Origin of the sequence: Pandoraea sp. (genome assembly GCF_041919235.1) — a bacterium.
In the GTDB taxonomy this organism is placed as follows: Bacteria; Pseudomonadota; Gammaproteobacteria; order Burkholderiales; family Burkholderiaceae; genus Pandoraea.
Map to the genome: position 1 here is coordinate 110,326 of NZ_JAYRUC010000017.1, position 21,702 is coordinate 132,027.

Genomic DNA, 21,702 nt, shown 5'->3' on the forward strand with positions numbered 1-21,702 from the left:
CCCCAAAACAGCCGAATCGGTGAACCGAGATGGGTTTGCGGTAGAATCGGCGACGATTGGCGCCATCTCGATGGCGTCGCTTTTGCCTATTTTTCAAGCATTCGACCATGTACGAGTCCGACATCACCCAATTCATCAAGCAAATGAAGACCGAGAAGCCGACGCTGGAAGCGGAGCAGCGTCAGGGCCGCGCCCTGTTGTGGGACAAGCAGCCGATCGATATGGAAGAGCGCCGCCGCGCCCAGCAGTCGCGCGTGGCCCAGCAGCCGTACGTCTATCTGGGCGAGTAAGCCGCCGCCCGGCCGAGCGCTGCATTGAATCCGAGTACGCCCGACGACCCGTCGCACGCACCCGAGCCGACCCCTGAGGTCGCGCCGGTGCCTGCGCACGTCGATGCGACACCGGACGACAGGCGCAGCGACGCGCTAGCCGAGGCGTTCGACGCATCCGACGCATCCGAGGCAGCGACCCGGCGCCCCGATGAAGCGGCGGCCGCTGGCGAATCTGCCGCGGCCACTGTCCCTACGGGCGTGGTGGCCTCAGACGTTGGTGAGATCGATGAAGCGGCGCAGACGTTGACGTCCGCGTTGCATCCGGCCGGTCGCCTGGCGGCGGAGCTGCCTGCGCCGCCCGACGGGCACGACTCCACCCCCGACACGGTCGACGGCGTGGCGCGTGCGCGCTTGTACGGCGAGCCGCTCTTTGCGCTGCCGAACGATCTCTACATTCCGCCGGACGCGCTCGAGATCTTTCTCGAAGCCTTCGAGGGGCCGCTCGACTTGTTGCTGTATCTGATTCGCAAGCAGAACTTCAACGTGCTCGACATTCCGATGGCGCAGGTGACCAAGCAATACCTGCTCTACGTCGACCAGATCCGCAGAACCAATCTCGAACTCGCGTCGGAGTATCTGCTCATGGCCGCGATGCTCATCGAGATCAAGTCGCGCATGCTGCTGCCGGTCAAGAAGGCCGACACCGGCGAAGAAGCCGAGGACCCGCGCGCCGAACTCGTGCGCCGTCTGCTCGAGTACGAGCAAATGAAGCTTGCCGCGCAGAAGCTCGATACGCTGCCGGTGCTCGGTCGCGATTTCCTGCGCTCGCAGGTCTACATTGAGCAAAGCCTTCAGCCGCGCTTTCCCGATGTCGACGCCGAAGACCTGCGCGCGGCGTGGGCCGAAGTGCTGCGCCGGGCCAAGCTCGTGCAACATCACAAGATCTCGCGCGAAGAGTTGTCCGTGCGCGAGCACATGAGCCAGATTCTGCGACGCTTGCAAGGCGCACGCTTCATGGAGTTCACCGATCTGTTCGACGTCACGCGTGGCGTGCCGGTCGTCGTGGTCAACTTCATCGCCATGCTCGAACTCTCGCGCGAGTCGCTGCTGGAGATCACCCAGGCCGAGCCGTTTGCGCCGATCTATGTCCGCCTGACCTATTCCCCCAACTGAGCGTCCAGGGGAACCTCGGGGCTGAGGGAGTCCGCCACGCGAGCGCGGTTTTGCGCACGCCCATTGAGATTTCCTCTACAATCGCCCGGACGTTTTTTTGGCGGCCACGCCGTTGCCAGTCGAGGCACGCGCCGCTCCCGGACGTAATACACACGTACGCCACGCACGGAACCTCAATGAAAGTCATTCCCTCGATTCACGAACTGCGCGACCAACTGCGTGGACAGAATCGCGTCGCCTTCGTGCCCACGATGGGCAATCTGCATGAAGGGCATCTGTCGCTCATGCGGCTGGCGCGCCAGCACGGCGACCCGGTCGTTGCCAGCATCTTCGTGAACCGGCTGCAATTCGGGCCGAACGAAGACTTCGACAAATATCCGCGCACGATGGCCGACGATGTCGATAAGCTCACGCGTGAGAATGTCTACGTGCTGTTCTCGCCGGACGAAAAGGAAATGTATCCGGAGCCACAGGAATACCGCGTCGAGCCGCCGCACGATCTGGGCGACATCCTCGAAGGCGAGTTTCGCCCGGGCTTCTTCAAGGGCGTGTGCACAGTCGTCACCAAGCTTTTCTCCTGCGTACAGCCGCGCGTGGCCGTGTTCGGCAAGAAGGACTACCAGCAACTGATGATCGTGCGCAGCATGTGCCGTCAGTTTGCACTGCCCATCGAGATCATTGCCGCCGAGACGGTGCGGGCCGACGACGGCCTCGCGCTGTCCTCGCGCAACCGCTATCTGTCGGACACCGAGCGCGCCGAGGCGCCGCAGCTCTATCGACTGCTGGGCCAGGTTCGCGACAGCGTGAATCGCGGTGAGACCGACTATGCAGCGCTCGAAGCGGCGGCCATGCAGACACTGACCGAGCGCGGCTGGAAGCCCGATTACGTGGCGATTCGCCAGCGCGCGAACCTGCGTGCGCCGGCACCCGGCGCTGCGCCGGCTGAGAGTCTGTTGGTGCTCGCGGCAGCCAAGCTCGGCGCGACGCGTCTGATCGACAATCTCGAAATCTGAGCGCCGGGCGCGCCGCATCCGGTGGAACGACCGGTGCCGCGGGCTCCCGGCGCAAGCCGCGCGCGTGTCGGTTGCGCGCGCATCTTTCGTCGCGCAGCGTGCGCGACACCGCAACACTAGAGGCACGCTATGTACCGCACCATGCTCAAGTCGAAGATCCACCGCGCCACCGTAACGCATTGTGAATTGCATTACGAAGGCTCGTGCGCGATCGACGAGAACCTGCTCGAAGCCTCGGGCCTTGTCGAAAATGAGCAAATCGACATCTTCAACGTCAACAACGGCGAGCGTTTCACCACTTACGCCATTCGCGGCGAGCGCGGCAGCGGCATGATCTCGCTCAATGGCGCTGCCGCGCGGCGCGCGCAACTGGGCGACATCGTCATCATCGTGTCGTACGCGCAAGTCGAGGAAAAGGACGTGCTGGCCGGTTTCAAGCCCAAGCTCGTGTTCGTCGACGAAAAGAACGTGCAGAAGGGCGAGCGCGATCACGTGCCGCTGCAAGCCTGGGAAGAAACGCGGGCCTTCGAGGCCGCGCAGGCGGCTAAGTAAGGCACCCACGCGGGTAGCCAAGTCGGCAGCGTTCGGTAGCAATGACGAAGGGGCCCGTGGGCCCCTTCTGTGCATCGACGCGACGGCTGACGGTACCGGCAATCACTCCTGCATCACTTGGCAACGAACGCCGTAATGCCCGCCCACTGCGGCAGATCGCGTTCGACGCGTCCCGGCGCCACATCCCACAACGTGAGCCCATGCGCGGCGAGTTGCACGTAGTTCTGTGTGTTGCGCAGCATGCCGAGCACCGGCAGGCCCGCCTCATCGCAGTAGCGTGCGAGCTGATCGGCGGCGCGGGTGCGGGCATCGACCCGCATGCCCACTACGCCGATACGCACATCGCCCTGACGCACCGCCCGCTCTTCGCCCAGCTTCTGCAGAAAATCGCGCGTGGCGAGAATGTCGAAAATCGACGGCTGCAACGGCACAAGCACGTGATCGGCGAGTTTGAGGATCGAATCGAGCCGCTTGCCATGAAGGCCGGCCGGCGTATCGAGCACCGCGTGCGTGGTGCCCTTGGGGGGACGGGCGACGTCGGTGTGATCGACTTCCCAGGTGCCGATCGAGCGCAGCGCAGGCGGACGCAAGCCCAGCCAGGCCCGCGACGACTGCTGCCGATCGGTGTCGCCCAGCATCACGGCGTGGCCCTGGGCAGCCAGATATCCCGCCAGATTCGTTGCCAGCGTGCTCTTGCCCACGCCCCCCTTTGGATTCGCCACCACGATCACCGGCATTGCAGACTCCCCGAGGTCCATTTGCCGCCCATCTTACAACGGTTGAATGGCACCCCCGGGACAGCGCACTTGCGCTCCGGCGTCAGCGTAGGCACGCCCACACACGCGGCAGGTCCAGATGCGCGGCCAGCGAATCCGCCAGCCGGTCGAGCGACGCCTCGCGCAACGCGTTGTAGTCCTGCGCCTGGAGATCGCGCGCGCCGGCCCATGTGAGCATCGCGTGCAAGGCCTGGGGCGTATCGAACAGACCATGCAGATACGTGCCCATGACCTGATCGTCGGCCGAGCGCGCGCCGTCGGCCCGTTCCGCGCCGTCGTCTTCCAGCCAGACGGCCGGGCATTCGAGCGCCGCCCCGCGCGTCACGCCCATGTGAATCTCGTAGCCGCTCACCGGGGCATCGCCGGCGCTCAGACGCCCCGTCACGACACGGAGCTGCTTGTGCGTCTGCATCGTGGTCTCGATGTCGAGCCAGCCGAGGCCCGGGGTGGTCCCGGCCTCACCTTCAAGTCCGAGCGGGTCGTGAATCGCGGCCCCGAGCATTTGCAGGCCGCCGCAGATGCCGAGCACCTTGCCGCCGTAGCGCAGATGCCGGGCAATGGCCGCGTCCCAACCTTGCGCCCGCAGCCACGCCAGATCCCCGCGCACATGCTTGCTGCCGGGCAAAATCACGAGATCGCCCGCGGGCCACACCTCGCCTGCGCCGACGTAGCGAAAGTCGATCTGCGGGTGGGCACGCAAGGCGTCGAAATCGGTGTGATTGCTAATGCGTGGCAAGGCAGGCACCGCCACGCGCAAGCGCGTCTCGCCGCTGGCGGCTGCGTGGCGATCGCCGGGCAACATGTCTTCGCCGTCCAAATGCAGGCCGTGAAGATAAGGCAGCACACCCAGCACCGGAATGCCCGTGCGCCCCTCCAGCCATTCGAGGCCACCGGTCAGCAGCGACGGATCGCCACGAAACCGGTTGATGATGAAGCCCTTGATACGCCCGCGCTCGCTGTCCGACAGACACGCCAGCGTACCGAGCAGTTGCGCGAACACGCCCCCCCGGTCGATGTCGGCGACGAGCAGCACCGGCGCATCGACGGCCTCGGCAAAGCCCATGTTCGCAATGTCGCGCGCGCGAAGATTCACCTCCGCCGGGCTGCCCGCCCCTTCGACGAGCACCGCCTCGTACCCGTCACGCAAACGCGCGTAAGCGGCCAGCACGGCGGTCATCGCGCGCGGCTTGTACGCGTGGTACGCGCGCGCGTCGAGATCGGCCATGACCTTGCCGCCGATGATGACCTGCGCGCCACGGTCGCTGCTTGGCTTGAGCAATACGGGATTGAAATCGGTGTGCGGCGCGACGCCGGCCGCCTGCGCCTGCAACGCCTGGGCGCGCCCGATCTCGCCGCCGTCGGCCGTCACGGCGCTGTTGAGCGCCATGTTCTGCGGCTTGAACGGCGCCACGCGCACGCCGCGCCGGTAAAGCAGGCGGCACAGCCCGGCGACCACGGTGCTCTTGCCCGCGTCGGAGGACGTGCCCTGGATCATCAGCGTGCCCCGGCAAGCCGGCGGCGACGCGCCAAAATTGACAGTGATTTCACTCATGGCGCGAATTATCGCATCGGGCGCTCGTACAATATCGCTCATGAGTGCCCTCGACCTGACTTTCGTGCTGGGTGGTGCGCGCTCCGGCAAGAGTGCGTTCGCTGAACGTCTCGCCGGAGAAAGCGGCCTGCCAGTCACCTACGTTGCCACCGCTGCGCTGAGCGACGAGCCCGAGATGCGCGCTCGCATCACCCATCACCGCGCAAGCCGTCCGGCGCACTGGCAGACCCTCGAGGTCGGCCGCGACCTGACAGGGGCGTTGCGCGAAGTCGCCCGCGACGGCCATTGCGTGCTGGTCGACTGTCTGCCGCTTTGGCTGGCCGGTTGGCTCTGCCCGCCCGACAATCATCCCGAGGGATGCGCCAGCGGCACGCAGTGGAATGACGCCGTCGAATCGCTGGCCCTGACATTGGCATCGCTGCCGGGGCGGATCGTCATCGTCAGCAATGAAATCGGACTCGGCGTGATCCCGATGGGCACGCTCACGCGGCGCTATGTCGATGAACTCGGACGTCTGAACCAGCGTGTCGCAGCGCTGGCCCCGAAAGTGCGTTTTGTCGTCGCCGGCCTGCCAATGGCCGTCAAGGGATAATCGCCAATGCTCACCGGAATCGCCCCCGAATCGCTCTGGCTCGCCGCCTTGATCGGCATACTGCTCGACGCCTGGCTCGGCGAGCCGCGCCGGTGGCATCCGCTGGTCGGCTTCGGTTATATCGCCAACGGCGTCGAAGCCTGGCTCAACGATCCCGAGGTCCGCAACAAGCCCCTAGGCGCCATGGTGCGCGGCACAGCGGCCTGGGCGATCATGCTGGTGCTGCCCGTGCTCATCGCCTGGGCACTCACGTTCCTGCCCGGCTGGGGCGGCATCGTCTGGCAGGCCCTCGCGTTGTATGCGGCCCTGGGTGCACGCAGCCTGCGCGAGCATGTGATGCCCATCGCCCACGCACTGCGCGACGGCGATCTGGCGCAGGCGCGCGCGCTGACCGCGCGCATCGTTTCGCGCGACACCGAAGACGCGAGTGCGTCGGATCTCGCCCGAGCGGCAGTGGAGTCGACGCTGGAGAACGGCAACGACGCGATCTTCGGCGCGCTGTTCTGGTTCGCCATCGCGGGGGCGCCCGGCGTCGTGCTGTTCCGGCTTGCGAACACACTCGACGCCATGTGGGGCTATCGCACCGACAAGTTTCTGTATTTCGGCCGGCCCGCCGCCCGCATCGACGACATCCTCAACTGGATTCCCGCACGACTGACGGCGGCGAGCTATGCGATCTTCGGCGACGTGGCCCGCGCCATCGAATGCTGGCGCACGCAAGCCAGCGCATGGTCGAGCCCGAACGCCGGGCCGGTGATGGCCGCCGGGGCAGGCAGCCTTGGCGTCCAGTTAGGCGGACCGGCACGCTATCACGGCGAGTGGGAGGCGCGCCCGGCGCTCGGCTGCGGCATGACGCCTTCGGCACAGCATATCGCGGCCGCGTGGCGGCTTATCTCGCGCTCGATGTGGATGTGGCTGATCGTGAGTGGTGCGCTGGCACTCTTCGCTGCGGCGCAGGCAGACACCCTGCCGGCGGGAATGCCGTGAGCGAGCTGGCAACATCGGCGTCGCGCACGTCGCCCTGCACGGTCTCGTCGTCACCAGCGTCAGTCCCCTTCCCCCGCCATGGCGGCAATCTCGGCGAAGCCATTCTGCAATATCGACGCCCGCGCGAGGATTGGCTCGACCTGTCCACAGGCATCAATCCGAACGGCTATCCCGTGCCGACGCCCCCCGCGAGCGTCTGGCGCGACTTGCCCGACGCCTTCGACGATTTGCCCGACATCGCGGCCCGCTACTACGGCGTGCCGGTCCGAACCGTGGTGCCGTGCGCGGGATCGCAGGCCGTCATCCGATCGTTGCCCACACGCCTGCCGCCCGGACGCGTCGCCATCGCCTCGCTCACCTACAGCGAGTACGCACCGGCCTTTGCCCAAGCCGGGCACACGCTCGTTCCGTGGCTGGGGCCCGAAGCCGGGTTGCCCGACGTCGACTATCTCGTATGGGTGAATCCCGACAACCCGACAGCGCGATGCATCGCGCGCGAAACGCTCTCTCGATGGCGAGGCGTGCTGTCCGGGCGCGGCGGCATGCTGATCGTCGACGAGGCGTTCGCAGATGTCTCGGCGCACACCTCGATGACGCCTCACGTTGGCGAGGATGGCCTCGTCGTGCTGCGCTCCGTGGGCAAGTTCTTCGGGCTGGCGGGTATTCGCGCGGGCTTCGCCCTGTGTCCCGAGGGGTGGGCGGTGCGGCTCGCCGAGCACCTGGGTGCGTGGACCGTCAGCGGCCCGGCAAGGTTCGCTGTCCGAACTGCCCTGCGCGACACCGCGTGGCAAGCGGCAAGCCGCGAGCGTTTGTTACGGGATGGCGAGCGGCTTCTCACGCTGTTGCGAACGCAGGGCTGGCCTGCGGTCGGCACACCGCTCTTCGCCTGGACACCGCATGCGTTGGCGCCGCAGTGGCACGCCCAATTGGCGAGCCAAGGTATCTGGACGCGCCTCTTCGATGTGCGTCCCGTCGTGCTGACAAACGCCGAGACGCATGCCTTGCCGAGTCTGCGGCTCGGCCTGCCATCGACCGAGGACGAGTGGCGGCGATTGCAGTCGGCATTGGCGGGGTTGCGCCCCGACTGAGGTTTTCGGGAACTGTCGACGTCTGGCGGCGTCCCATCTTCCATCGTGCCTGCAAAGCGGTCTCGGCATCGTGTTGAACGCGTATCGAGCGACGTGGGGCTGGGTCGTTCCCGTTACAAATTGAAGCATTTCTGCAACAAATGCACACAGTCATCGCCGAAGAGCGCCGTTAGACTGAAGGTTCTTTAGCAAGGGCTTTCCCCCGATAAAAGGACGACCAAATGAAAAAACTGCCGCTGTTGCTCGCTACCCTCCTGACCGCCGCCGTCGTAACGGTCGGTTGCTCCAAGAAGGAAGACCAATCGGCCGCACCGGCCGCCGACATGTCGGCATCGGCGCCGGCAGCCGCGGCGGACAACGCCGCACCGGCCAGCGATGCAGGCGGTGCCATGAGCGCCCCGGCGTCGGACGCAGGCGCTGCTGCCCCGGCACCCGCCTCGAACTGACGCGACAACTCCCGGTTGAACAGGCACGGCCAAGCCGCCGCGCACTGCGCTCCGTAGTCGAGCGCGCTGTTCATCGGAGTACCGCAGTTACGCTTGAGTAGCGCACCCACAAGGCGTGCGCGAGCACGCCCCCTGAACTCTCCTGAGTCAGGGGCGCGTTCGTTTCGTGGTGCCATTTACCGCGCGATTGCCGCGACTCTCAACGTCATTTCACCACCGTCACGCCACCATCGACCACGCCGTAGACTTGCACCTTGCTCGTCGCGCCGCCTGCGGTCGAATCGACACGACGGTCCGGCGCGGCGCATGCGCTGAGCATCGTCACCAGGGCGAGCGCCAACGCACTCATCATTCCGATATTTCGTTTCACGAATTTCACTCCTCGAATCCCGTATGCCACGCATGCACAACGCGGGCCTGTTTGCTGTCCATGTCCCGACGCATCCTGACATATCGCGTCACGCTTGGTTCGACATCCCGTGCGCGGCATCGGTTCGCCGGGGCGCGCACGCCGAGCCCTTGTCGCGACGCCGCAACGCGCCGAAAATGGCAGGTCGGTCGACGGGCTCCCCCGTTTTCGCGACGTTCCGCCACCGCCAACCCGTGCCACCCCATGCCTACACCTGAGCCGCCTGTCCCCGTGTTGCCCCCTCTCCCGGCCATGCGTCGCTTCCGCCGTTTCCGCCGTTTCCGCCGTTTCCGCCGTTTCCGCCGTGTTCGCGGTGCCGCGCTCGCGTTGCTCGCCGCAGGCTTTGCCCCCCTCATTGCCCACGCCGCCATCTCGGTCAGGGACGACACCGGCGCCACGGTCACGCTCCCTGCCCCAGCGCAACGCATAGTGAGTCTCGCGCCGCACGCGACGGAGTTATTGTTTGCCGCGGGCGCGGGCGACAAGGTCGTCGGCGTGGTGGCCTATTCCGACTACCCTGAAGCGGCGCGTCATCTGCCGCGCGTGGGCGACAACAGCGCGCTCGATCTCGAACGCATTCTCTCGCTCAAACCCGACCTGCTGGTCGTGTGGATGCACGGCAACTCGCAGCGTCAGGTCGAAGCGTTGCGGCAGTTGAAGTTGCCGGTGTTCTATTCCGAGCCGAAGCATCTGACGGATCTGCCGGCAGCCATCGAGACCCTGGGCACGTTGACCGGAACGCCTGCCAAGGCGCAAGCGTCGGCGCAGGCATTCCGCGCGCGTTACGAAGCGTTGCGCAAGCAATACGCGTCGCGCTCGCCGGTACCGGTCTTCTATCAGGTGTGGACTCAGCCGCTCATGACACTGAACGGGACCCACATGGTGAGTGACGTGATCCGGCTGTGCGGCGGGGTCAACGTCTTCGCCGACGAAACGCCGCTCGTGCCGCGCGTGTCCGTGGAAGCCGTGCTGGCCAAACAGCCCGAAGCCATGTTTGCGGCCACCTCGGGCGCAACGAAGTCGGACAAGCCGCTCGCCACGCTCGATCAGTGGCGCAAGTGGCCGCAATTGCCGGCCGTCGCCCACAACAACCTGTTCGGCATCGACGGCGACCTCATCAACCGGCCCGGCCCTCGCATTCTCGATGGCGCGCGCACGATGTGCGAAGACCTCGACATCGCACGCGCACGTCGCCGACCCGCCGCGCCGTAAGGCGGCATCAGCCCGCGCAACGGTGTAAGGGCGCCGGGTGTAAGGACCAACGGTACAAGGACGGCACGGCTTACGCGTTCCATCGAATCAGGCGCGCGTGGCCGTCGTCGGCCACGTGAAGATGGCACAGGGCGCCGAAGTCGAGCGACCACGTCAGACACGCCGTGGTCGGCATGCGCAGCGCAGTCGCCGTGTGCAGACGGATCGGCCCGGCGTGCGTGACGGCCACATGCACGCCGCTCGCCGCGCCGTGCGCGCCACGCACCCCGCTCGCCCACGCCGCCATGCGCAACACGATCTCGCGCGCGGACTCGCCGCCCGGGGGCGCGAATCCGGTCACATCGCGTGCCCAGGCATCGAGTTCGCGACGCGCGAGGCTCTCCCACGGCCGCATCTCCCAAGCGCCGAAATCCATCTCGGCAAGACGTGCATCCTCCGTCACCGGCAAGCCGAACGACAACGCCAAGGCATCGGCAGCGCGGCGCGCACGCTGCAAAGGGCTGCTGTGAATCGCCGCCGGGATGCGGCCGTCGAGACACCTCGCGAGTGCGGTCTGCATCGCCGCTACGGCTCCCTCGAAACGCGCCGCATCGAGCGGCAAGTCGGTCCGGCCATAGCAAAGATTCGCCGTGACATCGGGCGGCGGATGCCGCATCAATATCAGATCCATGCGCACACCGTGAGGTACAGCGCGAGTTCGCCGAGTTGTTGTGCGAAGCCCAGCGTGTCGCCGGTGTAGCCACCGAGCCGTCGGCGAAGGTATCGGATGAAACCCGCGCGCAACACGATCAGCACCACAGCCCCCGTCACGCCCGCACGCCAGTCCGGCCACACCCACCATGGCGCGCTGCAGGCCACGCCGAACACCAGAGCGCTCGCGCTCAGACGTTGCGCGACCGGCTTGGCCTTGCCCTCCGGGCGAACGTAGACAAGCGTGCGCAGCAGACTGATCGCCATGCTGCGGCTGGCGGCATGCGCGCCGATCAGCACGACGGCGAAGCCCCCCCACCCCGTTGCCGCCTGAATGTCGACGAGCGCCTGCCACTTGACGGCAAGCGCGAGCCACAAGCCCACCGCACCGTAGGTGCCGATGCGCGAGTCGTGCATGATCTCGAGCACACGCTCACGTGAGAACGCGCCGCCGAACGCATCGACCGAGTCGGCGAGCCCGTCTTCGTGAAAAGCGCCGGTGAGCAGCACGCTGACGCCCAGTCCCAGGGCGATCGCGAGATGCGCCGACCACAGCAGGCCCATGACCACCGTCAGCAACGCGACGAAGGCGCCGACGAACACGCCGACGAGCGGAAAATAACGCGTCGCGGCGCTCAATTGCTCTGGCGAGTATCCGACCCATTGCGGAATTGGGACGCGCGTGAGAAACCCGAGCGCGCTCAGGAATAGCCGCAACTGTCCCTTGACGCCCCCGAACGACACCGCGCTGGCCTCTGCCGTTGTCGGACGCGCCTGCGTCACGGGCTCGCGCGATGGCCCGTCGGCCTCGCGAACGGGATCGGGGGACGCGCCTGTCATTGGCTTTCCGCTTCCCGCTCGCTCACGCCAGCCCCTTCGAACGTCGCCATCTCGCGCAGAAACGCGGCGGCTGCTTGAATGAGCGGCATGGCCAGCGCTGCGCCCGTGCCCTCACCGAGCCGCAGCCCCAGTTGCAGCAGCGGCGTCGCGCCGAGGACGTCGAGCATTGCGCGATGGCCGGTTTCATCCGAGGCATGGGCGAAGACGCAGTAGTCGAGCACCGACGGCGAGACGCGTGCGGCGACCAGCAGCGCCGACGTGCTGATGAAGCCGTCGACGACAATGACGAGCCCCAGCTTCGCGGCCGCCAAATAGGCGCCCGTCATCATCGCGATCTCGAAACCGCCAAAGGTGGCGAGTGTCTCCAGCGGATCAGGCCCGCCTCGCCGCTCGGCCGAGACGGGATGGGCCGCCAACGCCCGTTCGAGGGTCGCGGTCTTGTGCGCGAGACCTGCGTCGTCGACCCCGGTGCCGCGCCCGACGCACGCGGCCAGCGGCAGGCCGGTCAGGCGCTGCATGAGGCAGGCGGCCGACGACGTGTTGCCGATGCCCATCTCGCCAAAGCCGATCATGCGCGTGCCGCGCGAGGCGTGAGCGACAACACGCGCCGCCCCGGCCGCCAGCGCGGTCTCGAGCTGCTCATGCGTCATGGCGGGCGCGTCGAGGAAGTTCTGCGTACCGCGCGCCACGGGAATGTCGACGAGCGACGCATGCGACGGAAAATCGGCCGCGACACCCGCGTTCACCACACTCAGTTCGATACCGTGGGTGCGACAGAAAACATTGATGGCCGCGCCGCCGCGAAGGAAGTTATGCACCATCTGCGCCGTGACGGCCTGCGGATACGGGCTCACGCCGGCGCAGACGATGCCGTGATCGCCCGCGAACACCAGCATCGCCGGGCGCGCGAGATCGGGCGTCGCGCTCTGCTGAATCCGGCCGATCTGGTGCGCAACGCGCTCGAGCGCGCCGAGGCTGCCAGGCGGCTTCGTCTTGATATCGATGGCGTGCTGCAACGCGGCGTCCATCGCCGAGGAAGGGGCGGCAATGTCGAACAGGTCGGCAAGCAACGGGCTGAATGCGGTCATTCTGGGACGTCCTGAAACAATGAAGCGCTGATTACATTTCCACGCCGGCTTGCGCGCGAATGCCGTGGGCAAACGCATGCTTGACGGGCGTCATATCGGTCACGGTGTCGGCGGCGTCGACGAGCGCCTGCGGTGCGCCGCGACCGGTGATGACCACGTGCTGCATCTCGGGCCGCGCGTGCAGATCGGCAATGACCGCATGCACGTCGAGATAACCGAGTTTGAGCGCAATGTTCAACTCGTCGAACAACACGAGGCCGAACGATGGGTCGCGCAACATCCGGCGCGCCTCGTTCCAGGCCGCTTCCGCCTTGGCGATGTCGCGCGTGCGGTCCTGCGTCTCCCAGGTATAGCCCTCGCCCATCACATGAAACTCGCACGCTTCGGGAAAGCGGCGCAGAAACTTCTCCTCGCCCGTCGGGATCGCGCCCTTGATGAACTGCACCACGCCCGTCTTCATGCCGTGCCCCATGGCGCGCACGACCATGCCGAAGCCAGAACTCGATTTGCCCTTGCCATTACCGGTGGTGACCACGATCACGCCGCAGTCGCGCTGCGCCTGCGCGATCTTGTCGTCGATGAGCGCCTTCTTGCGCACCATGCGGGCGTGGTGGCGCTCGTTGCGGCCGTCGTCGGCGGCGTCGGATGGGGATTGCGGCGTTTCCTGCGTCATGAACATCACCTGTCTAAAGCGGGCATGCACCGGGGAACGGATGCACGCGGGTGGATTGTGGGTCGGTCCGACATGGCGTCATGCGCGGCGCACGGGCACGAGGGCCTCGTCGTCGCCATCGCGAATGAGGCGCAGCGGGTAACCGAAAGCGTCGCTGCAATGCGGCGCCGAGAGCACGTCTCGCACCGGGCCGGCACGCCAGCCGCCACGGCCGTCGAGCAACAGCGCGTGCGTAGCGAAGCGGCGCGCGAGATTCAGGTCGTGGCACGAAAAAATGACAGCGGCGGCGTCGCTTTGTGCGTGGCGCGCGAGCCGCTCGAGCGCATCGATCTGGTGATGCAGATCGAGATGCGAGACCGGCTCGTCGAGCAGCAGCAACGGTGTGGCCTGCGCCAGCACCGCGGCCAGCGACACGCGCTGACGCTCACCGCCCGAGAGCGTGGTGACGTCGCGCAGGGCGCAGCCGTGCAGACCGACCTGCGTGAGTGCCTCCATGGCGGCGGCAATGTCGTCGTCCGACTCCCACGCGCCCCAGCGGCCCTGCGCCAGGTACGGATGACGGCCCGCGAGCACGACTTCCAGGGCCGTCGCACCGAACGCGTCGCGTGTCTGTTGCGGCATCAGCGCGCGCATTCTGGCCAGCGGCCCGGCACGCCACTGCGCCAGCGATCTGCCGCCAATCTCCACGCGGCCGCTGGCGGCGATGGTCGAGTCTGCCCGTGGTTTGCCGTCGATGGACCGCAACCCGGCAAGTGTGCCGAGCAACGTCGTCTTGCCCGCGCCGTTGGGTCCGGCCAGGCACCAGCATTCTCCCGGCACGACGACGAAATCGAGCCAATCGACCAGCACGCGCTCGCCGGCGCGCAGTGTCAACGCGTGGGCCTGCAGCAGTGGCGCGCTCATCGAATTGCCCGCCGGGAAAGGAGCCACAGGAAGACCGGTACACCGATCATCGCCGTAATGACGCCCACGGGCAGTTGCGTCGGCGCAATGAGGGTGCGCGCCACCAAGTCGGCAAGCATCAATAGCGCGCCGCCTCCGAGCGCCGCCGCCGGCAGCAGCATGCGCTGATCGTTACCGAAGCGCAGGCGCAGGATATGAGGCACGACGAGACCGACGAAGCCAATGCTGCCGGCGGTGGTCACGGCCACGGCCGTGGCAAGCGATGCCGCCAGATAGATCCGGGCGCGCAGCGGCCCGACGGCCACGCCGACGGCTTGCGCCACGGCTTCGCCACGTAGCAGCACGTTCAGGCGATGCGCGACCGGAGACACGATGAGCAGCGTCGCGGCCAGCGCCGCCATGGGCAGCCACGCACGGTCGACGCCGTTCAGATCGCCTGTGAGCCAGAACAGCATCCCGCGCAGGCTGGCGTCGGGTGCGAGCGTGAGAATGAGCGTGGCAAGTGCGCCGAAGCCTGCCGCCATCATCACACCGGTGAGCAACAACTGGGTGCTGCTGTCGTGCTCGCCGGGGCGCAAGAAGCTGCGATGCGAGAGCGCCATCACGATGGCAATGGCGGCAAGCGCACCGGCGAAGGCGCTCGTCTGCACCCAGAAGAAAGGCAGCGAGAGCGCCAGCGAGGCGAGCGCGGCAACGCCTGCGCCACCGGAAATGCCCAGTACGTAGGGGTCGGCGAGCGGGTTTCGCAGCAGGGTCTGCATCAGCGTGCCTGCGACCGCGAGCAAGCCGCCACAGGCGAACGCCGCCAGCGCGCGCGGCAGGCGCAAACGCCAGACCACGTCGCCCGCGAGTCCCGCGTCGTGGCCGAGCAGCAGCGTGCCGATCGCGCGCAACGAGACCGGCACGCTCCCGAGCATGAGCGACGCCACGAGTACGACCAGCCCTGCACAGGCCAGTCCCGTCCAGATAGCGAAGGCGCGTCGCAGCGTCATGCAGCGTCGCGCCCTGCCAGGACGTCGTCAGAATTGCTTCCAGCCAAGCGAGACATAAATCGCGCGCCCGAGGGTGTTGTAGCCATAGACCGTCTGGTAGTTCTTGTCGAAGACATTGTCCAGGTGTGCCGAGACGTACCAGGATCTGTCGATATCGTAACGCGCCTGCAGGTTCACGAGCGTGTAGGCGCCGAGATGCTGGCCTGCCGTATCGTAACGCTCGCCGCTGAAGAACACATCGCCGCCGACGGTGAGCTTGTCGAACGTCTTCGACAGGCCGACCGAGCCGAACTGCCTGGCACGGCGCGCGAGTTGCTTGTCGGCATCCAGATCGGTCGGGTTCTGACGCGTGAACGACGCGCGCACGTCCACGCCAAAAAGCGGACGGCCCGTGTAAGTCAGCTCAAGACCTTCGACCCGCGCCTTCGCCACGTTGACGGCGGTATACGGCGACACCGTCAACGACTGGATCAGGTTCGTGTATTGGGTCTGGAAGCCTGTCAGCTTGACCAGACCCAGGCGTTCACCGCCATTGAACTGCACGGCCAGTTCCTTGGAAATCGAGCGTTCCGGCTGCAGGTTGGGATTGCCGAAACCCGGGTAGAACAACTCGTTGAACGTCGGCGCGCGAAAGCCGTCGGACGCATTGGCCATGAACTTCCATCGCGGCGTGAGGTGATAGCCATAGCCGATCCAGTAGCTGTTGGCGCCGCCAAAGTCCGAATACACGTCGCGACGCACGTTGGCCTGCACCTGATGCTTGCCGAACGTGCCCTCATATCCTAAGTATCCCGAATCAAGGTGCCGATTGTTGCGATCGTAAGCGGTATTGCTATCGACCGTCTGCTCCAGACGCGAGTAGCCCGCAGTCAACTTCTGGTCCGGCATGAAGGCGTACTCGTTGGCCCAGTCGATCTGGTTGCTCGACGTATGGAAGTTGCCGTTGTCCTTGCCGTTCAGATAGGTGTCGGCATAGTCGTCGCCTTGCGTGACCGTGACGCGCGTGTTCCATTTGTCGGTGATGTTGCCCTTCGCGTAGGCGGACATCTGACGCACACGCGCGTCGGTGTCGTTCAGGTCGGTCGGCTTGCCGAAGGCATTGTCGTAGCTGCTGCTGCCGTCGCTCTGGAACAGGCGAGCGCCAACTTCCCACGTGTCGCCGAGCTTGCGCGAGAGCATCGCACTCACGCTCGTGTTGTCGTCGCCATTGCGGTTGGGGTTGGCCTTCGGGTTGAAGCGCGGGTCCTGCGCCGAAATGCCGGTGGTGTGAAATCGCGAGACGTCCAGCGAGAAGCGGGTCTTGCCGTCTTCGAACGAACCGGCGATACCGGCGTTGGCTTGCGAAGTGTTGTTCGTACCGTAGCCCACTTCGGCGTAAGCGCGTGGCGCTCCGCCATGGCCCTTGCGCGTGAAGATCTGGATCACGCCGCCCACGGCTTGCGAACCGTACAAGGCAGAGACGTTGCCGCGCACGATCTCGATGTGATCGATCTGCGATACCGGAATCTGGGCAATGTTGGTCGTACCCGTCGTGGCCGAGTTGACTGGCACGCCGTCGATGAGGACGAGCGAGGCGTTCGACGCGGCCCCGCGCATGAAGAGGCTGGCCGACGTGCCAAAGCCGCCGTTCTGCACGATTTCCACGCCGGCTTGTCCGCGCAACAGCGTCGGCAGGTCCTGCGCCTGGCTCTGTTCGATGTCCGCACGCGTAATGACCGACGTGGCCGCCAGCGTGTCGGCCAGCGTCTGTTCGGTGCGCGAAGCGGTCACGACGGTCGTCGTGAGCTGGACGGCCGTGGGGTTGTCGGTGGCGTTGGCCGCCAGAATCGTCGCGGGTGCCGACGCACCATCGGCCGACTGCGCCGACTGCGCGTGGGCGCCAACGCTCGCGGCCAGCAGAATGGCGGCAATGCCGAGGCGTTGCGTGGTGGGAACAGGTATGTCAGGTGGCGAGGCCGGGTGTGCAAAAGCAGGCGCGCGATGCGCCATCGCGCGAACGTGGGTGCGCATGGTCTGGAGTGACTTCCGTAGTTTTTTTTTGCCCAGACCCGTTCCCCCGCAGGCCGCCGGCGCACGGGGAACGCCGGTAACACGTCACGAATGCTGGGCATCGACACATGAAAACGGCGGCGCGTCACCTCCGGCTGATGCCGGATGGCGAGGCGTTTCCCCACTCACTTGGGCCGGTATCCGGGCTGGTCATCGTGGCGCCTGACCGGCCTTCCCGCGAGCGATGGGCTCACAGTGGCGATGGAGGTGAAGCGCGTTTTCGGAAACCTTTCGGGCCGAAAGGATGACTTACCGTTGCGGGGGCAGCACAGGTTGGCCAGCCCGTGTGGGGACGCGGCTCCCTGTTTCCCGTTTAACTGCGCATGCCGGGGAGGCGTGCGCGAGCACCGAAGTGCCGCAAGTGTAGGGGCCATTCGAACGAGCGTCAATGCTCGTTCGTCGGGCATTGGCCGCCGATTCCGTTAGAATGTAGGGCAATCAAGAGGACGCAGCCCGATGCTCACCGATCTCGACAATCTCACCGATAAAATCGAACAGTTGGTTCTGATAAGCCAACGGTTTCATCAACACAATCAAGCGCTGCTCGCAGAACTCGATCGCGCGCGTGCCGAATGCGACGACACGCGCGCCGCCATCGAGCAATTGCGCGCCGAGCGCGACGCCCTGCGTTTGCAGCGCGATCAGCTCGCCGCCAAGATCGACGAAGCGCAGGTTCGCCTGAACGCCATTCTGGAAAAGCTCCCGACGCAAAACCCCGCTGAAGGTCAGATGGATCTGCTCGGCACCCCTGGTGGAGAAAAGGCATGACGATCAAGCAGCTCGAAGTCAACATTCTGGAACAATCGTATCGGCTTGCCTGCCCGCCGGAACACGAGGCCGACCTGCTGTCCGCCGTGTCGCGCGTCGATGCCGAAATGAGCAAGGTTCGCGCGCAAAGCAGCGTGCGCGGTACCGACCGGATTGCCGTCATGGCAGCCTTGAGTCTGGCATCCGAATTGCTTGCGCTGGAAAAGAGCATTGCGGCGGGACAAGCATTCCCCGCCGAAGAAATTCAGAGTAGAATGCAACGCATGAACGAACGACTGAGCGCTGTGATCGATCAGTATCAGAACTGAAAATTCACGGGCGGCTGTTCGATTCAAAAGGTTAGTTTTCCCTGCCTGGTTCGCGAAAGTCATAGATTCCTTGAACCAATGATCTGTTGCAGGTTGCGGAAGTTTGTAGTGCTGGTGTGATCGTCACTCTGTCTGATGAACCCGAAGCGTTACTAACCGCGACCACCTTGAACCTCACGGTTCAGGATGCCGGCTTAGCGGCTGAGGCGGGGACCCAATACACGGCACTGCGCACGCAGTGCCGTTTTTTTTCGTTCGTGGCGCGCGTCCGGTCAACGCACTTTCGCGCAAACGAAAAAAGGCGACCCGCAGGCCGCCCTCCATCTCGCGATATGGCCATATCGCCATTTCGCCATTTCGCCATATCGTCATATCGCGCGCCACGCCCGGCCGAACCGACGATCAGAACTGCGCGTCGCTCAATGACAATGCCGAATCCGCGCCTTCGGTAATCGCCTGCGCAAGGCCCGGGGCCTGCGTGAGAATGTGATCCGCAAAGAAGCGTGCAGTACCGATCTTGGCGTCATGGAACGCCGGATCCTGATCGCGCAACGCCTGCGCTGCCAGCAGCGCACGCCCCATCTGCCATCCCGCCAGCACAATGCCGGCGAGCTTCAGATACGGCACGCTGCCGGCGAACACTGCGTTCGGGTTGTCCTGTGTGTTCGCGACCACGTAGTCGACGACGATCGACAGCGCTTCGCGTCCCCTCGCAAGGCGCTCCGCCACCGATTGCCCCACGCCGCCCGAGGCCCGCAGTTCGTTCTCGGTCGAGACAATCTGCTCGAACAGCGCGCGTGCCACGGCGCCGCCATCGCGCAACGTCTTGCGGCCAATCAGGTCGTTCGCCTGAATGGCCGTCGTGCCTTCGTAAATGGGCAGGATGCGCGCGTCGCGGTAGTACTGCGCCGCACCTGTCTCTTCGATAAAGCCCATGCCGCCATGCACCTGCACGCCCAGGCTCGTCACCTCCAGCGACATCTCGGTGCTCCAGCCCTTCACGATCGGCACGAGGAATTCGTAGACGGCCTGCGCGCGTTTGCGCTCGGCAGCGTCTGCGGCGTGATGCCCGATATCGGCCTGCGCCGCTGCCACATACGCGAGTGCGCGGGCACCTTCGGTCAGTGCGCGCATCGTCATGAGCATGCGCTTGACGTCGGGGTGATGGATGATCGCCACGGCGTCGCGCGACGAGCCGTCCACCGGCCGGCTTTGCAGACGCTCGCGTGCGTAAGCCACGGCATGCTGATAGGCGCGATCGGCGACGGCCACGCCTTGCATGCCGACGGCGAAGCGCGCCGCGTTCATCATGATGAACATGTACTCGAGGCCGCGATTCTCTTCGCCCACGAGGTAGCCCGTCGCCCCGCCGTTATCCCCGAATTGCAGCACCGCCGTCGGGCTCGCTTTGATGCCGAGCTTGTGTTCGATGGACACACAATGCACGTCGTTACGCGTGCCGAGCTTGCCTTCGGCGTCGACGTTGAACTTCGGCACGATGAACAACGAAATGCCCTTCACTCCGGGAGGGGCATCGGTCGTACGCGCCAGCACGAGATGCACGATGTTCTCGGCCATGTCGTGTTCGCCGAACGTGATGAAGATCTTCGTGCCGAAGATGCGGTACGTACCGTCGGCTTCGCGCTCGGCACGCGTGCGCACCATCGCCAGATCGGAACCGGCCTGCGGCTCGGTCAGGTTCATCGTGCCGGTCCACTCGCCCGAGAGCAGCTTCGGGACGTAGAGGGCGCGTTGCTCGTCGGTGCCCGCAGTAAGCAGCGCTTCCACCGCGCCGTCGGTCAGCAACGGGCACAACGCGAACGACAGGTTCGCGGCGTTGAGCATTTCCGTGCAGGGCGTGGCAACGAGCTTGGGCAGTCCTTGTCCACCGAACGCCTGCGGATGCACCACGCCTTGCCAACCGGCTTCCGAGAACTTTCGGAAGGCTTCCTTGAAGCCCGGCGTCGTGGTGACAACGCCGTCCTTCCACGTGCTCGGCTGCTGATCGCCAATGACGTTCAGCGGTGCCAGCACTTCCTGATTGAAACGTGCCGCTTCCTCGAGTACCGCTTGCGCAAGTTCGGGCGAGGCATCCTCATAGCCCGGCAGCGCCGCGATGCTCGTCAGGTCCGCCAGTTCGTTCATCACGAACCGCATGTCCTTGATCGGGGCCTGATAACTCATGTCATTCCTCCAAGGGATTCCGATTGCCTGCTGATGGTGGCGAATGCCGGGGTTCTTGTTATTTTGTTTGACCGATTCGCATGAAGACATCGCGCCGTCGCCGGCCGGTCTCCTCATGCGGATCGGCTGCGGGAGGCGCTCATCGGCTGATGCGCCGCCCGCAACGTCACCTCACGACAGGCCGCTTACAGCGCCGCCGTCAACTCCGGCACCACCGTGAACAGATCGCCCACCAGTCCGTAGTCCGCCACCGAGAAGATCGGCGCTTCCGGATCCTTGTTGATCGCCACGATCACCTTCGAATCCTTCATCCCCGCCAGGTGCTGAATCGCCCCCGAGATCCCCACCGCAACGTACAACTGCGGCGCCACGATCTTGCCCGTCTGACCCACCTGATAGTCGTTGGGCACGTAACCGGCATCGACCGCCGCGCGCGACGCGCCCAGCGCCGCACCCAGCTTGTCCGCCAACGGCTCGAGCACCTTCGTATAGTTCTCCCCGCTGCCCAGACCCCGCCCGCCCGAGACGATGATCTTCGCGCTCGTGAGCTCCGGACGGTCCAGCTTCGTCACCTCTCGCCCAACGAACTGCGACACGCCCGCGTCCGGCGTCGCCGCCACCGCTTCCACCGCTGCGCTGCCGCCCGTGGCCGCCACCGGGTCGAACCCCGTCGAGCGCACCGTGATCACCTTCACCTTGTCCGCGCTTTGCACCGTCGCAATCGCGTTGCCCGCGTAGATCGGACGCTCGAACGTGTCCGCGCTGTCGACCTTCGTGATCTCCGAAATCTGCGCCACATCCAGCAGCGCCGCCACGCGCGGCGCAATGTTCTTGCCGTACGCCGTCGCCGGCGCCAGGATGTGCGTGTAGCCTCCCGCGATCGACACCACCTCGTCGGCGATGTTCTCCGCCAGCCCGTCGCCGAAGTACGGCGCGTCGGCCAGCAACACCTTCTTCACACCCGCGATCTGCGCGGCCGCATCGGCCGCTGCCTTCGCGTTGCTGCCTGCAACCAGCACATGCACGTCGTCGCCGCATTGCAGCGCCGCCGCCACCGTGCTGAGCGTTGCCGCCTTGATCGATTGGTTGTCGTGTTCTGCAATTACCAGAATGCTCATCTCGTCGTCTCCCTTAG

Annotated in this window: 23 protein-coding genes, 1 other RNA gene and 1 riboswitch; of the genes, 12 read left to right on the forward strand and 12 right to left on the reverse strand. The window is 65.7% G+C overall.

The genetic code is table 11. The features are described 5' to 3' along the window. Positions 1-107: 107 nt before the first annotated feature. The 4 genes from ACE3UG_RS15030 to panD all read left to right on the forward strand — a co-directional run bounded on the left by ACE3UG_RS15030 (position 108) and on the right by panD (position 3,010). Positions 108-290 (forward strand): DUF3460 family protein, encoded by a 183-nt coding sequence (locus ACE3UG_RS15030; RefSeq protein WP_374625206.1) that lies wholly within the window; start codon positions 108-110, stop codon positions 288-290. A 264-nt stretch (positions 291-554) separates the two neighbouring features. Continuing rightward, positions 555-1,445 carry a ScpA family protein gene (locus ACE3UG_RS15035; RefSeq protein ID WP_374625263.1) on the forward strand — a complete coding sequence of 297 codons (891 nt, stop codon included), beginning with the start codon at positions 555-557 and terminating at the stop codon, positions 1,443-1,445. 176 nt (positions 1,446-1,621) lie between these two features. Further along, positions 1,622-2,458, forward strand: coding sequence for a pantoate--beta-alanine ligase (gene panC, locus ACE3UG_RS15040; protein ID WP_374625208.1), 837 nt, complete (start codon positions 1,622-1,624; stop codon positions 2,456-2,458). Between the two features lie 129 nt (positions 2,459-2,587). Beyond that, positions 2,588-3,010 (forward strand): aspartate 1-decarboxylase, encoded by a 423-nt coding sequence (gene panD, locus ACE3UG_RS15045; protein WP_374625210.1) that lies wholly within the window; start codon positions 2,588-2,590, stop codon positions 3,008-3,010. A gap of 113 nt (positions 3,011-3,123) precedes the next feature. Here panD and ACE3UG_RS15050 read toward each other — a convergent pair whose 3' ends face one another. Next, positions 3,124-3,747, reverse strand: a complete 624-nt coding sequence (locus tag ACE3UG_RS15050) for an AAA family ATPase (RefSeq protein WP_374625212.1) — start codon at positions 3,745-3,747, stop codon at positions 3,124-3,126. A gap of 82 nt (positions 3,748-3,829) precedes the next feature. Beyond that, complete coding sequence (locus ACE3UG_RS15055) at positions 3,830-5,338, reverse strand: cobyric acid synthase (protein ID WP_374625214.1); 1,509 nt, start codon at positions 5,336-5,338, stop codon at positions 3,830-3,832. 40 nt (positions 5,339-5,378) lie between these two features. On the opposite strand from ACE3UG_RS15055, the gene cobU reads away from it, so the two are divergent. The 4 genes from cobU to ACE3UG_RS15075 all read left to right on the forward strand — a co-directional run bounded on the left by cobU (position 5,379) and on the right by ACE3UG_RS15075 (position 8,451). Continuing rightward, entirely contained in the window at positions 5,379-5,930 is a 552-nt protein-coding gene (cobU, locus tag ACE3UG_RS15060; protein ID WP_374625216.1) for a bifunctional adenosylcobinamide kinase/adenosylcobinamide-phosphate guanylyltransferase, read from the forward strand. Positions 5,931-5,936: 6 nt separating this feature from the next. Continuing rightward, positions 5,937-6,917, forward strand: coding sequence for an adenosylcobinamide-phosphate synthase CbiB (gene cbiB, locus ACE3UG_RS15065; RefSeq protein ID WP_374625218.1), 981 nt, complete (start codon positions 5,937-5,939; stop codon positions 6,915-6,917). Next, positions 6,914-8,005, forward strand: a complete 1,092-nt coding sequence (gene cobD, locus ACE3UG_RS15070; protein WP_374625220.1) for a threonine-phosphate decarboxylase CobD — start codon at positions 6,914-6,916, stop codon at positions 8,003-8,005. Before cbiB ends, cobD begins: the two co-directional genes overlap by 4 nt. Positions 8,006-8,226: 221 nt before the next feature. Continuing rightward, positions 8,227-8,451 carry a hypothetical protein gene (locus ACE3UG_RS15075; RefSeq protein ID WP_374625222.1) on the forward strand — a complete coding sequence of 75 codons (225 nt, stop codon included), beginning with the start codon at positions 8,227-8,229 and terminating at the stop codon, positions 8,449-8,451. Positions 8,452-8,656: 205 nt separating this feature from the next. Here the strand turns inward: ACE3UG_RS15075 and ACE3UG_RS15080 are convergent, their stop codons facing one another. Next, entirely contained in the window at positions 8,657-8,821 is a 165-nt protein-coding gene (locus tag ACE3UG_RS15080; RefSeq protein WP_374625224.1) for a hypothetical protein, read from the reverse strand. A 291-nt stretch (positions 8,822-9,112) separates the two neighbouring features. Here ACE3UG_RS15080 and ACE3UG_RS15085 point away from each other — a divergent pair, with 291 nt between their 5' ends. Continuing rightward, entirely contained in the window at positions 9,113-10,072 is a 960-nt protein-coding gene (locus tag ACE3UG_RS15085) for a cobalamin-binding protein (protein ID WP_374625265.1), read from the forward strand. A gap of 70 nt (positions 10,073-10,142) precedes the next feature. Here ACE3UG_RS15085 and ACE3UG_RS15090 read toward each other — a convergent pair whose 3' ends face one another. The 7 genes from ACE3UG_RS15090 to ACE3UG_RS15120 form a co-directional block, all read right to left on the reverse strand. After that, positions 10,143-10,742, reverse strand: a complete 600-nt coding sequence (locus tag ACE3UG_RS15090) for a histidine phosphatase family protein (protein ID WP_374625226.1) — start codon at positions 10,740-10,742, stop codon at positions 10,143-10,145. Continuing rightward, complete coding sequence (locus ACE3UG_RS15095) at positions 10,733-11,602, reverse strand: adenosylcobinamide-GDP ribazoletransferase (protein WP_374625228.1); 870 nt, start codon at positions 11,600-11,602, stop codon at positions 10,733-10,735. The genes ACE3UG_RS15090 and ACE3UG_RS15095 overlap by 10 nt, the downstream gene beginning before the upstream one ends. Further along, positions 11,599-12,690 (reverse strand): nicotinate-nucleotide--dimethylbenzimidazole phosphoribosyltransferase, encoded by a 1,092-nt coding sequence (gene cobT, locus ACE3UG_RS15100; RefSeq protein WP_374625230.1) that lies wholly within the window; start codon positions 12,688-12,690, stop codon positions 11,599-11,601. The genes ACE3UG_RS15095 and cobT overlap by 4 nt, the downstream gene beginning before the upstream one ends. Before the next feature lie 31 nt (positions 12,691-12,721). Then, positions 12,722-13,369: a cob(I)yrinic acid a,c-diamide adenosyltransferase gene (cobO, locus tag ACE3UG_RS15105; RefSeq protein ID WP_374625232.1), complete on the reverse strand. Its 648-nt coding sequence runs from the start codon at positions 13,367-13,369 to the stop codon at positions 12,722-12,724. 72 nt (positions 13,370-13,441) lie between these two features. Further along, the gene (locus ACE3UG_RS15110; protein ID WP_374625234.1) at positions 13,442-14,266 is read right to left on the reverse strand and encodes an ABC transporter ATP-binding protein; all 825 of its coding nucleotides are present in this window, start codon (positions 14,264-14,266) and stop codon (positions 13,442-13,444) included. Further along, complete coding sequence (locus ACE3UG_RS15115) at positions 14,263-15,258, reverse strand: FecCD family ABC transporter permease (RefSeq protein ID WP_374625236.1); 996 nt, start codon at positions 15,256-15,258, stop codon at positions 14,263-14,265. Before ACE3UG_RS15115 ends, ACE3UG_RS15110 begins: the two co-directional genes overlap by 4 nt. 27 nt (positions 15,259-15,285) lie before the next feature. Continuing rightward, positions 15,286-17,268, reverse strand: coding sequence for a TonB-dependent receptor plug domain-containing protein (locus ACE3UG_RS15120; RefSeq protein WP_374625238.1), 1,983 nt, complete (start codon positions 17,266-17,268; stop codon positions 15,286-15,288). A 153-nt stretch (positions 17,269-17,421) separates the two neighbouring features. After that, positions 17,422-17,674: riboswitch (cobalamin riboswitch) on the reverse strand. A gap of 89 nt (positions 17,675-17,763) precedes the next feature. On the opposite strand from ACE3UG_RS15120, the gene ACE3UG_RS15125 reads away from it, so the two are divergent. The 3 genes from ACE3UG_RS15125 to ssrS all read left to right on the forward strand — a co-directional run bounded on the left by ACE3UG_RS15125 (position 17,764) and on the right by ssrS (position 18,600). Continuing rightward, positions 17,764-18,075 carry an ATPase gene (locus ACE3UG_RS15125; RefSeq protein WP_374625240.1) on the forward strand — a complete coding sequence of 104 codons (312 nt, stop codon included), beginning with the start codon at positions 17,764-17,766 and terminating at the stop codon, positions 18,073-18,075. Then, positions 18,072-18,383: a cell division protein ZapA gene (locus ACE3UG_RS15130; protein WP_042117003.1), complete on the forward strand. Its 312-nt coding sequence runs from the start codon at positions 18,072-18,074 to the stop codon at positions 18,381-18,383. Before ACE3UG_RS15125 ends, ACE3UG_RS15130 begins: the two co-directional genes overlap by 4 nt. 35 nt (positions 18,384-18,418) lie before the next feature. Then, positions 18,419-18,600: non-coding RNA, 6S RNA (gene ssrS / locus ACE3UG_RS15135), on the forward strand. Between the two features lie 185 nt (positions 18,601-18,785). Here ssrS and ACE3UG_RS15140 read toward each other — a convergent pair. Next, entirely contained in the window at positions 18,786-20,567 is a 1,782-nt protein-coding gene (locus ACE3UG_RS15140; RefSeq protein WP_374625243.1) for an acyl-CoA dehydrogenase, read from the reverse strand. A 185-nt stretch (positions 20,568-20,752) separates the two neighbouring features. Then, entirely contained in the window at positions 20,753-21,685 is a 933-nt protein-coding gene (locus tag ACE3UG_RS15145; protein ID WP_374625267.1) for an electron transfer flavoprotein subunit alpha/FixB family protein, read from the reverse strand. Positions 21,686-21,702 lie beyond the last annotated feature (17 nt).